This window comes from Psychrobacter sp. Ps2, assembly GCF_022129405.1.
Taxonomy (GTDB): Bacteria; Pseudomonadota; Gammaproteobacteria; order Pseudomonadales; family Moraxellaceae; genus Psychrobacter.
Genome location: NZ_JADQAM010000033.1, coordinates 1 through 13605, shown reverse-complemented (window position 1 = coordinate 13605; position 13605 = coordinate 1). Strand labels below are relative to the sequence as shown.

Genomic DNA, 13605 nt, shown 5'->3' with positions numbered 1-13605 from the left:
TGATAGCGGTCACTTATAAAAGTATTAAAGGGAATTGATATGTACCAAGACCATATCGTCATTGACGGATTACAGTATAGCTATTGGGATCGCGATTATTTTAAGATGCTGCAAGCCAGTGGTATCAATGCGGTACATGCCACCTTGGTCTATCACGAAGACGCTCGCCAAACCACAACTCGCTTTGCTGAATGGCATGCACGCTTTGAGCAAAACTCAGATCTTATCTTGCCCGTGTACTCAGTTGCTGATATCAAGATGGCAAAAGATCAGGGTAAAGTTGGCATCTTCTTTGGTGCGCAGAATTGCTCACCAATCGACGATGAAATTGGTCTGATTAGCGTGATGCGGCGTTTAGGTCTATTGATTATGCAGCTGACTTACAACAACCAGAGCTTACTGGCGACAGGGTGTTATGAGCAGAATGACAGCGGCATTACCCGATTTGGTCAACAGGCCATCACTGAGATGAACCGTGTCGGTATGATTATTGACATGTCACACAGCGCAGAGCGTTCAACGCTTGAGGCGATAGAGGTATCATCGCGCCCGATATGTATCAGCCATGCCAATCCGACCACGGCTCATGAGGCCTTGCGTAATAAATCAGATACGGTCATCAGTGCCTTGACCCAAGCAGGCGGGTTGTTAGGGTTTAGTTTATATCCATTCCATTTGCCAAACGGTAGTGACTGTACGCTTGATGATTTCTGTACTATGATTGCTAATTGCGCTGATAAGTATGGCGTGGAGCATTTAGCGATTGGCAGTGATTTATGTCTTAATCAACCACAAGCTGTACTTGAGTGGATGCGTAATGGACGTTGGTCAAAAGCGATGGACTATGGCGAAGGCAATGCCAGTAATTCAGGTTGGCCAGATACTTTGCCATGGTTTGCAGGTAAAGACGGTATGGAAAACATCTATAACGGTCTGCTCAAGCATGGTTTTAACGAAAGCGATGCTGGAAAAGTCATCGGTCAAAACTGGTTTGATTTTTTAGAGCAAGGTTTAAAGCCTTTGGCTTAACTAGCTATTTAAAGAGTCATTTTAATCAATGGTTGCTCGAAATCGCTATAAGACGACAGTCGTGTTATAGCGCATATCCATTTGAAGTAGGTAATTTAAATTAGATAGGTATATATAGTGAGGTCGTTTGATCACATCCTCATTGCTACCACTCTGATCTAAAACGCAACGTTAGCATAGTATATGGAGCCACATCATGGCCGACTTAAAGGGATTTAATCAAAATGAGCAAGGACGCTCAACTCCTGTTAATCAAGGAACAAGTGAGTCCGAAGCCGCCGCTATTTCTACCGACACATTAGGCCTTAAAAATCCTGCGTTTTGGTACAGTGGCGGATTCATTGTAGCCTTTGTTTTGATGGCAATTTTTGCAGAAGCGCGTTTGGCAAAAATAGTCGAAGTGGGCTTCTCGTGGTCCGTCAAAATATTTGGACCTTTTTGGCAAATATTGCTACTAGCGACCTTTGTTATTGCTTTGGCAGTCGGTGCTGGCCGTACAGGTCGCGTGATTTTAGGCAATCTACCCGTACCTGAGATAGACAGTTTCAAATGGATGGCTATTCTTTTCTGCACACTATTGGCTGGGGGCGGGGTTTTTTGGGCTGCCGCCGAGCCAATCGCGCATTTCGTTTCAGCACCTCCTTTATACGGTGAGTCAGCCGATCTACAGCAACGCGCTTTTAACGCATTGTCTCAATCATTTATGCATTGGGGGTTTTTGGCGTGGGCGATTGTAGGTAGTTTAACCGCGATTGTGATTATGCATCTGCATTATGACAAAGGCTTACCGTTGAAGCCTCGTACGCTTCTTTATCCTATGTTTGGTGAGCGTGTACTCACTGGCCAAACGGGCGCAATCATCGATGCTTGCTGTATCGTTGCAGTGGCTGCCGGTACTATCGGTCCTATTGGTTTTTTGGGATTGCAAACCAGCTATGCGCTGAATGAATTGTTCGGTATTCCCGATACGTTCACCACTCAGCTAATCATCATTGTCTTTGCCATCGTACTCTATACGTTGTCTGCGATCAGTGGCCTAACTCGTGGTATGCAGCTACTCAGCCGCTTTAACGTCATTTTGGCTTTTGCGCTGATGGTCTTTATTTTGATATTTGGACCGACCAATTTTATTGTCAACGGCTACATTCAGGGTGTGGGTACGATGATTGACAACTTCGTTCCAATGGCAACCTTTCGCGGTGATGAGGGTTGGCTGAGTTGGTGGACGGTATTCTTCTGGGGTTGGTTTTTAGGTTATGGTCCGATGATGGCGATATTTATCGCTCGCATCTCACGTGGTCGCACTATTCGTCAATTGATTACCACCGTCTGTATCATTGCGCCGCTTGTCACCTGCTTTTGGTTCACTGTCGTTGGTGGCTCTGGTCTAGCTTTTGAAATTGCCAACCCCGGTAGTGTCAGTAGCGCCTTTGAGGGTTTTAACTTGCCAGGTGCGCTATTAGCCGTCACGCAGCAACTGCCATTTCCTTTGATCACCTCGATATTATTCTTAATTTTAACTACAGTGTTTATCGTTACTACGGGCGATTCGATGACTTATACCATCAGTGTCGTCATCAGTGGCGAACGCGAACCAAACGCCATGATTCGTACCTTTTGGGGCATCATGATGGGTGTGACGGCGATTGTTTTAATCTCTCTAGGTTCGGGCGGTGTGACCGCGTTGCAGTCTTTTATCGTTATCACCGCAGTGCCAGTCTCTTTTGTATTGTTACCTTCGTTATGGAATGGGCCACAGATTGCTCAGAAAATGGCACGAGAGCAGGACTTGTATCGTCCTAATAAAGTAGAGGTAAGGCACAAAATCAGTGAAGAGAAACAGGCTAAGAAAAAATTGGCTGAAAAAGTTAATTGAAGCACTAAATCACTGAACGGTAAATAAGAAACTAGCCCTCATCTATACCGCTGACTTCTTATTTATCGATAGATATTATCATTGAGATTATTAACGAAGCTGCTGGCTCAGTATATTAGGTAAGGTAGTGAAATTATGAATATGGTTTATGCAAGTAACGAAAACATTAACGTCAAACAACCTTCGCTTAGTACGGGTTTTCGTACTCGTGACGTGATTATGAATGCTGAAAGGTTAGGCGCAATGCACCAGACTCGTATCAGCTTCGTGCGCACATTACTCCGTAAAGTTGACAAAGAAAAATGGACACTCAGCACGCACTTGTGGGATTTGGATGAACAAGGCTATGGCAAAGTTATCTATCGCCTAAATACCCCAGAGCACCTGTATCATCTGGTGGTGTTCTGCAATGAGTTGGCTGATGAAGAACGTAACGATAGAGTGATTGCCCAAAAGTGGGATGTGACATTTGGTCTGGTCTTTGGTGAGATAAGCGAAGTGTTGCTAGATAATTTGCAAGCTAATGTGCCGCTACAAGAAGCAGGTCGCAATTCTAATATGGTGATGGTGCTGGCACGAGCAAATAAGAGTGTACGAGTTTTTGATCATATCGCTAGCTCACTCGCCGTTGGTCGGCAACCAGATTTAGATGTATTAGCTCAAGTCGGCTACATCCTGCGTACCACTGCCGTCTATGGCAACGGTAAATTCGGTATTTATGACTTTAAACCGTTAGATCATAGTGCAGACTTTGATCAATCGTTTCGAGCGCAGATGTGTGCCGTGTATTTGCTACGTGAGTTTAGTTTAGATTGGGTTGATTATTTGGCACAGCAAAAAGGTGGCAGCAACGCAGTCAAGCTGCATCCAGAGATTAAGCGTTATTTGGGGATTGGTAATGCCACTGGTTTGGGTATGGCGCCGTATTTGATTAACCACCCTTGTGTGGTTGATCAATGGCTGACCACCCGTGAGGAAGCACTGCAAGCGACATTAACCTGTCAGATTGAACCCAAAGAAACGGCGCATTTTGCCAGTTTAATCAAACGTGCTATTCAGCACTTTGGCGAGATTGTCACCATCAATGAGCAGCAAATAGAACGCAATGAAACGGTCGTCACAGAATTAATGGTACTACAAAACAATTTGATGACTACTATCAATCACTATGTGACGTGGGCGGAGTTCTTGCAAGTGCACCATGATTTGAGTCTTGAGAGCCAAGAGGTCATCATTTCTTGCTTGATGGAGCTGTATCCTGAGCGTGTTGATGCGTTTCAAGAGAAAATAAATGCCGATGAAAGCTTGTCGTTACCGAAGGGCAAGGTGATTCAAGATTTGATTGATGTACTGGAGCGACACTATCAGTGGGCGATCAATATTGATTTTAGCCAGCCTGATAATAGTCATTGGTTTTGGTATCGTTCGGTGGATAAAGAAGAGCCACGCCTAGGTGTGCGTGGGCAAGAGGTAGGCGCAGATCGTGAGCTTGCACTAGACATCGCAAGGCAAGCAAACAAGCTGTACTTCGCGCTCAAACAAGTCAACGCTCAACAATTGATATCTGAATTTATTTTAAACCAACCAAAGTACCGCTCAATTGCGCGCCGTGTTTGGACAATGGGGCATAAACAGTTGGGTGATATTCAGATGAATGTCTTACATAAAGACGCGTTACCTATGCATCTGTTACGGTGTAAATTGTCTATGTTTGGTGCGACCAAGTTTGATCCGAGATCAGATCGCTGGGTCAGAATCACCTTGTTCCAAGGCGCACCTTTATTTGCAGAAGTGCATAGTGATGAATGGCTGTTTCCTCTATTACCCGATTTGTCGACAGAGCAGGGAGGTTTGACTCATGATCGTATCGCATAATGAAATCGTAGCAATGGTGTATAAAGCCTTTACTGGGATGCATCGAGAAGTTGGGGAGGCTGATGTAATCGCTACGATGGTTGCTGAATTACAGATGGCAGGCTTGGATGGCGTCAGACACTTTAACAATGCCAGTCCGTATATTTTAACCGAGAGCGATACGCCAATTGATATCGTCCATCAAGATGCTAAGGCGATGCGTTTAGATTTGCACGGTAGTAGCTTGGCGTGTCACTTACCGACGATCATCGATTACGCTCTTGAAAAAATGGGTGCTTCTGCACACTTTCATATTTACTTGCAGAACTGTCATAATCGCTGGCTGGCCTATAGTGAGCTGGTAGGGCTGGCGGCCAAAGGCTATGCTTGTTTGGCCAAATGGGATAACGGCTCTGTGCCCAAGCATACGTTATTTACGTTGAATCAAGGGTTTGTCTATCCTGACCTTTACTTTTTTGACAAGGCACAGTCAAATTACAATACCAATGATATGGTCATCGAGATTGCGACTCAAAACTTCGATATCGAACATGATATCCAGCATTTCGACCGTAAAATATCGACAGATGAGCTGTTTGAAACCCATCAGCGCGCATGGAAAGAGGGTATCTATGTCGATGACGAACAGTGGGCGATACTCAAAAAAACAGCAGCAGCTATATTAGTTGAAAATAGCGAAGCATCTAGTCGCGGCGCGGGTGGAGTATAGGTTATAGTGTGTCGCAACAAAGGTATAATTCTATGAATATCTAGCATTGCTCAGCCTCTTCACTCAAGAAGACGACACTCTTCACTCAATGGTGGCCAAGTAAATTCTTCATTATCACAATTCATTAAAATGGCATCGTTAGTAATCCCATCTATTGTACCCCTTAGCTCTTGTAGGCGTATTCTCAAAGAAATAAGACTGCAGTGAGCATTTTGGTAGCTCTCTGATTCTAGACTAGATAAAGTTTGCTCGACATACTGATTGATGCCATCAATCATTTCGTTGGCATCTTTTTGCCATTCAAAGCTGTAGTCAGCATCAAGAGAATCCAGATCATCAATTTTTTTTAGATTGATTAAAGTATCCATAAGTCTGCGTAGGTTATTAAAATCTAGGCTCGATATAGAGGTTTGTGATTTACTGTTGTGCACCAAGGAAGCTCCTACGAATGTTATTGACTAATAAAAATAATATTTTTTGTGGTATCGCCATCAGGCAAATCTATAAGTCATTATGACAAAGGACGCTAGTACAAGAAGCTTAATTCGCAATAAATAATGTTTCATCTGTAATCAGCATCATATGCACAAAAAACCGTAGTAGTGGTGAGTATTGCCACTTGTTAGTCCGTTCCCTATGCTCTTGACTAGCAATACCGATATGGAGAGCATTTTTCGAGTCATTAGATTGCTGCTTAATGTCTTGATAGTCAGTAGATGACATAGTTTCCACCAATAGATTTTTGTTGCTACTCACCAGCCAACGTTTCAAAGGCAGCAATTTCTCAGCAATCCCAATGAACCGCTGCAATTCTTTTTTATCTTCTTTTCTAAATGGTAGGTATGCTCTGCTAACAGACAGTTTTTCACGACATATCTCAATAAACCAAGTCCAATCAGTCCCTGACTTTTCTCGTAGACGGTAGGCATTACTTAACAAAAGCGATAGCAATCTTAAATCACTTTGGTATTGAATGTTCAGTGGGCTTAAGATAGTAGTTTCTGAGTCTATGAGCTTTACAAAGCGAGGTTTACCACGTTTGGTAGTGATAGCGACAACTTCGTTGGCACGTTTTATTAAAATGTTCGCATCGTGAATAGAAATATTTGCTAACTGGGCTGCTTTACTTAAAGGTATCTCTTTATCATAGGTCTGTAGTAGCAGCTGTACTCGGTTTAAACCATAACGACCAAACAGCTCATTATTAGCTGGCGTATTAGTACTCAAGAGAAATTGCTTATCACGGCTTTCGATCGTAAATTTCGGTGACTTGCGTTTGCCCTCTATGATATTTTTAAATAGAAGTGTACGTATACTAGGTATGATGACGCTACTATTACTAACAGTTGCATTATTCTCCTTAAGCTTTTTGTTCGTAAAACCTATTACGTTATACAGCGTCCGCTCTGGCAATGTTATATCTGCTTTACTAAGTGCATAGGTCGCCATCAGCGTGGCAAAATGGTTGTAATATTCAAAGCTCCGCTCAGGTGATAGGTGCCCCATAATACCTGAGAGAGCATACCAGCGATCTTGTGCATTGATATGCTCTCCGAGTATGCCTTGTTTGATGCGAAGTACGTCGCTTTCGTCATAATCGGTGAGGGCTTCTACGAGATCTGAATGGCCTACTAGCACCAGAGATAGGTTACTCACTGCCGTATGCCTAAACCCATGAAAGGTATGCTCTGCTACATTATCATCTATCGATACGTCTTTTAAGACTCGTTTAAGTAACTGCAACGGAACATGGTCATCAATAGGGCGTTGCTCTGATGATAAGGTAAAGATAAATTTGTTTGAATTGTCGCCAATATTGGTTTGCACAAAGTTAATAAAAAAATTCAGCTCATTAGGTTTGAGGAGAGCAAATAAGGAAACGCGGCGAATACTACTTTGAGTCTTAGTTGGACGGTAGCTATTGGGCCTGATCACCACTGAGGGTGTAGCTGCCTTTAGACCTTCAATATCATTATACTTAAGTCCCAACAACTCTTTTTTGCGCATCCCAGTACGATAGACTAAGATAAATAAAAGCGCGAACATCTCCCGCTCCAATATATCTACAGAACCCAGTATCTGCGTAATAATGGCTTGGTACACTTGCGGTGATATCAGCTCCGCACGTACACGCCGACCATTTTTGGCGTGTTGAAAGTTCACGGAGGGAAGGTTGTATTTGCTCTTAGCAAAATTGTGCATACTCTTTAATAAATTGGCAGAGTATCCAATGTCAGTATTGTTTCGTACGACAGCTTTGTATTCTAAAATATCTTCATAGAGCTCTTCAAACTCTTCCTCTGACCAAATATCAAGCGGCTGCGCTGTTGTAAAATACAACCATTCATAGCCTATGGTTTTAATATATTTCAAAATAGTTACGTTGTTCGGTGGTGCTTCTCGGCTTAGCAAACTGAATACCCAATCTAATAAAATCTTTTCACTTAAATCATCGTATTGCTTATAACGTTTTTGTACTCTTTCGATAAGGGTAGGCGGCTTTTTACTAGTTTTTTGCTTTTTCTGTTTTTCATCCATTTTGAAGTCTTTAGTGAGATTTACAATCAAATCAGACTTTCTAACCTCTATCTTTTTGGTGGAAATGTTAGTTTTTTCTTTTTGATTAGTAGAGTTTTTGCTGATAGACAGCGTTAAAATATGTTCTAGATCATAAGGTTCATTTGTATGCTGATATTTCTGATTCAAAAACCGATAAAAGTCCTGCGTACTCAGTCCTGCAGTGTTATGCATACCTCGCAGTACCCCAACTGAGGCATGATCAATATCAGCGTCATCGAGACCCTCCCAGTAATAACTGGCGTAACGTAAAAACCTTAGAAAGGGAAGCAAGTCAATATTTAAAGGCTTGATCAAATCAGACAAAACCATGGTCAAGTATTGTTTGATCTTATCTTCTGACAGCTTGGCAATGATATGTGTGGTCTCTGCTGGACTGCTGCTTTTATGGTAATTCATCAACCAACACTGACTGACCATATCTACAACGATTTGCTTGGTGTTATAAAGCTTGTCACTACCTTCTTCGCGCTCGTTACCAAAGCGCTTTTGCACAAAGCGCGGCGAGACCATTATCCTTTCTTTGATAAATGGCTGATACTCTTTGGCGAGCAATGAGGTAAGCCACCCTTGTAGCATTTGCACCTCATTGATACCGCCATATACAATTCCTGAGAATATCAGCCAGCCAATAATCTGATCTTGGCTATAATCGGCTGTTTGCTCCCAATTATGCTCTACTGCGCGAACAATTTTGACTAGCACCTTACCGTTTTTAACCCAGCTTTTATCAGTAATTAATGGGTTAAACTTTATAGGCTGTGGCGCGATTATCTTAGGATAGTGATGCTCAGCAAGCATATAGTGCTTATTTTGATAATCGATAAACTGACTAACGGTTTGCCATGCTTGTTTTAGTGTTTTGGTAGTTTTATAAGCTTGAGAAATTTTATTCTGAACAATCTCTTGAAACTTATCGAACCCTTCGCCCGATAAAGGCTTTAGCTTTTTATTAAAATCACGCTGAAACTGACCTAGCATCTGGCTTTCTGGTAACCATAACTCATCAGCAAAACTTACAGGGTTCGGTATAGCTAAAAAGGTGCGACTATCTGGCCAAAGTACTTGTTCGTAGTGCCCGTAATATTTATTAAAAGATTGGACGAACCTAATGTTGCCAGGATGTATTTCAAGTAAGAGTTCCCACTGGGTCTGTAGATCTACTAATAGCTGTAATTCACGTTTTCTTGCAGGGTTACTATCGTTAAGTAGCGAAGGATATGGTACATAGCGCTTTTTTCTACCATCAAATTTTGCTAAGCCATCAATAATTTTTGGCAGATGAATATTATCTATTAGCATGATCTACCCCTATATGTCTTCTCTGTATACGACTGAGTTTAGAATAGCTTTTAATTTCTATAATATTTAACCCTAAATACCCAGCCATCTGCTCAAATATAGGTGCAACACGCCTGATATCTGCTTTACTGCACGATGAGAAACGTCCCAATACTTCTTGTCGAGATTTTTCATGACCAATAATAGTGTTAATGAGTGGAAGCTGAACGCCACGTTTCTCAAGCTGCGTACGTACGAAGTGCCTTGTCCAATAAGGATTGGCATCAATAATATCTTTAGTCATATGATAGGCATCACCGCGCTTAATATCTTTTAAGTGATTTATACTTGCAGATAAGAGCTTTAATAGTGCTTCATCGTTACCTAAGCCAATATTCTTAATAGTTTCGCTGATTTTCTGATTTGATGGATGTCTAGTTTCATAGTCACTCAAATAGTTTCTATATTCTATTAGAAGGCGTACAACAGTAGGGCATAATGGAATTAGCCGATCAGTTTGCACTTTTTTAACGGGTTTATCATTGATAACAAGCCAGCCCATATCGAGATCGATATCGCACATTTTTCCAAGACCATTATTTGGTCGCACGCCAGTTAAAAGGCAAAAGACAAACCATACAAAGAGACTGGTTCTATTAAAGTGCTCCTCATCGTTTGAACTTTGATCGGTCCAGTAATTCATCTCATTTAAGATGTCGCAAACTGTTCCAATCTTCAGCGCAAATGCTGAGCCCACCGTATATTTATGCCAAGGGGTGATATAATTTAAGTCAAAGTCACTATGACTATTAAATACGCTCAATGCTGATTTATAGTGTGCAAGGAGTTCCTCACTGGTATGGCTGCTGTAGTACATTGCTGGAGCATGAGGCGCGGCCGTGCGGCAAATAATATCGGCGATATGTGCATGGCAATTTGGCGTATAGCGAGAGAGTACGACGTGTAAAGCCGTTTCTATTCGATTGACTGAAAGGTAAGATAGACCAAGGCTACCACGTAAGTCAGCGAGATAAGCTATAAAGTCCGCTTTCACAGGCAATTTGCAAGCAATCAGGTTATCAATTAGCCATAAGGGTAGTGGGATTTTGATGTCATCAGAGTGGTTTTCGTAATCTTGCTTTGTCAATGTCTGACTAATAGGGCGTTTAGTAATACCAAGGCTATGTTTGATGTAAGCTCTTTTATCGTATATACCAAAAATACTAGGATGTCCGATATAACCTGATATGAGCAACGATTTAAATGGAAGACCAGTGAGCATTGAGAGTAATAGAATACCAGCGCAGACTTTATACGTTTCTGCTTCTGGTAAAGACTTGGCGTCTTGGTGTAGTGCAGCAAACAGTGACTGGTAACCAACAAGAGGGAGCAGTCGTGTATTAGAATTGAGCGCAAGATTGCGCTGAGACATATAGTTTTGCTGCAGTGACAAATCAATATTTTGTAGTGGTATAGACTGTTGTATGAGAGGGTCAGGATAGTTGTCGTAGCTAATATATGGTGCTTCATTGTGATCGACATACTCTTCGAAACTCGTTGTTAACCCTTCGTGAGTTTCGGTATGGGCGTCCAAAAACTCCAGATCTACAGCAGTAGTATTATGCTCGATATCATCCGGTGTACTGCTCCAGTTATTATCGCTATGTGTACTACCCCAGTTATGAGCCAACGTATTGGGACCAGCCAAATATATCGGAGTATCATTGGATAATTTTATAGGCTTGATACTGTTGTTTTTTGGTGGTTTTTTACGCTTAGGTTTTGCTGCCTGTAAATTATATGCGTGCTGGTAGGCAATCGTTATCTTATCTATTTGACCAAGCTTAGCCTTTGCTATAGATTCTTCGTTTTTTGCTTTGACTGAGTCACTAATAGGGTTGTTAGTTAATGCCTCAAATTCACCTTTTTTCTGCTCTAATAGATTATTGAGAATGGTAGATATGTACTCCACACTTATGGTCATCTGAGACAAGTCGGGTAGTTCACGCCAAATCCACGTTCGTCTTATAGAGCTTGAAAACTGAGCTTGTTTAAACTGCATTAATATATTATCAGTGTGCTTTTTTATACCATTCGGCATCAGCAGTACACTTGTGTGCATTGCTATAGCTAGCCAAATCAGGTTTCTTCTTAGAAAATCATGGGGGACTCTGTTTATAGGGTTCTGCATGAGAATGAGTAGCTGCATCATCAGCGGCTTTTGTGCCAGTGCTGATTTGCTAGTCTCCATATAGCGGCGAGCCACTGGTTGCTTCTGTAATATCTGTACGATACGCTCGAACAAATTTTGGACAGAGTCATCCGGATATACATAGCTATCATTTACCGAAATCACTATGGCAGATATGGCAGCTAAAACTTCTTCTGGATATGTAAATGTCTCATCATCGTTAAGTGTATTAACAATATCTGTCATTGCTTGCGCACTAAGATACTCTGGCTGTTTATCAATACTTTCAGTATTTTCCATCATAAAACACTCTCAGAAGGACGTCTATGATAGGTTTGCTCATTGATGTTTATGAGTTGACAAAATGTAGTGATAGGAAAGGTATTCTTGTTGAATAAGTCTTGATTGATACTCGTAGTTAAAATCTCATTTAAGCAACTATAGATAAGTTTTATGTCTAAGCTCTTTTTATACCGTCCGATGATGTCAATCAATTCATAAAAAGGTATGCCAAACACCAACTGATCTTCACTTATGCTACCTATACTCACATCTTTTCTGGCTGTCTTCTGATCTATTTTAAATGATTTTAAGAAGTAGTAGAGTTCGAAATTATTGACCATCGACCACACTGTCTTTTCTTTAATAAATAATGTAGGTCTGAAGAAGACTCGGTTTTGCTCCATTTCTATATTATGACTACCCATTGAAGGTCGAATATGATTAACGTAAATATCGAACAAACTAATGATATCTGGATGTATCGTCACTGTGTTTTTCTGAAGCTTAGCTATTGATATCCTATCCATATCTTCCTCAATTATTCAGTATCTTGTAGATGACCTGCTCTTTACATGTATCCTTTAGCTGACCTCCACTAATACTTTACGAGGACCAAATAATAATTGAAAGCCAATTTGTGAGGTTTTGGGGCAAAGACTTAAATTAAGCGACAGCGAATGACGTTTTGCGATACTTTTAAGCTTTTGCAAGCAATCTACGATAGTTTTATTTGAAATGTCTTGGAATTTATCTTTTAAGGGCAGGTGAGATAACTGGAAAACTTAAGAAGTTTTTACATGACCTTCGTAACCTAAAAGAAGGTGTAGTAGGTATCTGACAAACTAGTAGAGTAAAAAATTTTGAGGTTATGACTATCTATCATTTTTAACTTAGCCTTAATTTTATTGCATTAACTATTAGTAATAGGCTATATTCTATTCTTATTATTAAACACTAGTTTATTATTTCTATCATGAACTGTTTAAAACTTGGTATGCAGATTCACCAAGAGAAGTTTTTAGAGAGGAAGCAGAAATAGCAGAAGGTAGATAATTTTACAAATATATGAATATAAGCGAACTCCTATGAATAATAAACTATTAACAGTAGTCGTATTATCAATACTGCCACTATCAAATACTGCTATTGCAAAGCCTTCCTCAACTAAGGCTAATACAGCAACAGTATACGGTAAGCCTTACTATCCTTCCGATTACACGCCAGAGATGACTGTCTATGCGAGAGATTTAAAATCGGGAAAAACATACTCTGTCAACGTCCCAGATAGTGCGCCACGATATAAAATAAAATTACCTGCACCTGCCACTTACGTATTCTTTTCATGGACAAAAGATAGACTAGGCACCAATGGTGACGATCCTGAAGGCCTGTATAGGAAGGTAGGCGCATTATACAGTTACTGTAGTGCAAATGAACTCGGATATAGCTGTGAAGATCATTCGCCAATGCCAGTAAAGTTAAAACCAAACCAAGTAGTTAGAGATTTTCAAATATCAGATTACTACTACGATAAAGATCAAGTCCCTCAGCCTTAAGCAAGCATCTGCTAAATAAAAATTAATGGAATCTAGCTAATGAAGACGTCAATAAATTTAATATTATTGTCTTTAGGACTGCTTGCATTTGATACCAATGCTGCCAATTTTAACCACAAGGGTATACAGAATGGTGCTACCTCATCATCTTGGGTGTAATGGACAAAATTCATGCTAAAAAGTAGAAGGTAGTCGCTAATGGACATAATTCATGCTATTTAAGTGACTT

Annotated in this window: 8 protein-coding genes; 5 read left to right on the top strand and 3 right to left on the bottom strand. The window is 40.8% G+C overall.

Going from position 1 to position 13605, the window contains the following annotated elements; genetic code table 11:
• The first annotated feature begins 39 nt into the window (after positions 1 to 39).
• The 4 genes from I3254_RS02330 to I3254_RS02315 all read left to right on the top strand — a co-directional run bounded on the left by I3254_RS02330 (position 40) and on the right by I3254_RS02315 (position 5489).
• Positions 40 to 1029 (top strand): membrane dipeptidase, encoded by a 990-nt coding sequence (locus I3254_RS02330; protein ID WP_238050875.1) that lies wholly within the window; start codon positions 40 to 42, stop codon positions 1027 to 1029.
• Between the two features lie 196 nt (positions 1030 to 1225).
• Positions 1226 to 2905 carry a BCCT family transporter gene (locus tag I3254_RS02325; RefSeq protein WP_238050873.1) on the top strand — a complete coding sequence of 560 codons (1680 nt, stop codon included), beginning with the start codon at positions 1226 to 1228 and terminating at the stop codon, positions 2903 to 2905.
• A gap of 135 nt (positions 2906 to 3040) precedes the next feature.
• On the top strand, positions 3041 to 4780 hold the full coding sequence (locus tag I3254_RS02320; protein ID WP_238050871.1) for a hypothetical protein: 1740 nt from the start codon (positions 3041 to 3043) through the stop codon (positions 4778 to 4780).
• A complete protein-coding gene (locus tag I3254_RS02315) occupies positions 4764 to 5489 on the top strand; it encodes a DUF3726 domain-containing protein (protein WP_179798438.1) in 726 nt (241 codons plus the stop codon). Before I3254_RS02320 ends, I3254_RS02315 begins: the two co-directional genes overlap by 17 nt.
• 59 nt (positions 5490 to 5548) lie before the next feature.
• Here I3254_RS02315 and I3254_RS02310 read toward each other — a convergent pair whose 3' ends face one another.
• The 3 genes from I3254_RS02310 to I3254_RS02300 all read right to left on the bottom strand — a co-directional run bounded on the left by I3254_RS02310 (position 5549) and on the right by I3254_RS02300 (position 11841).
• Positions 5549 to 5857, bottom strand: coding sequence for a hypothetical protein (locus I3254_RS02310; RefSeq protein WP_238050869.1), 309 nt, complete (start codon positions 5855 to 5857; stop codon positions 5549 to 5551).
• A 172-nt stretch (positions 5858 to 6029) separates the two neighbouring features.
• Positions 6030 to 9368: a tyrosine-type recombinase/integrase gene (locus I3254_RS02305; protein WP_238050868.1), complete on the bottom strand. Its 3339-nt coding sequence runs from the start codon at positions 9366 to 9368 to the stop codon at positions 6030 to 6032.
• On the bottom strand, positions 9355 to 11841 hold the full coding sequence (locus I3254_RS02300) for a hypothetical protein (RefSeq protein WP_238050866.1): 2487 nt from the start codon (positions 11839 to 11841) through the stop codon (positions 9355 to 9357). The genes I3254_RS02305 and I3254_RS02300 overlap by 14 nt, the downstream gene beginning before the upstream one ends.
• Before the next feature lie 1064 nt (positions 11842 to 12905).
• Between I3254_RS02300 and I3254_RS02295 the strand changes: the two genes are divergently transcribed.
• Complete coding sequence (locus I3254_RS02295; protein WP_238050864.1) at positions 12906 to 13376, top strand: hypothetical protein; 471 nt, start codon at positions 12906 to 12908, stop codon at positions 13374 to 13376.
• The last annotated feature ends 229 nt before the right edge of the window (positions 13377 to 13605 follow it).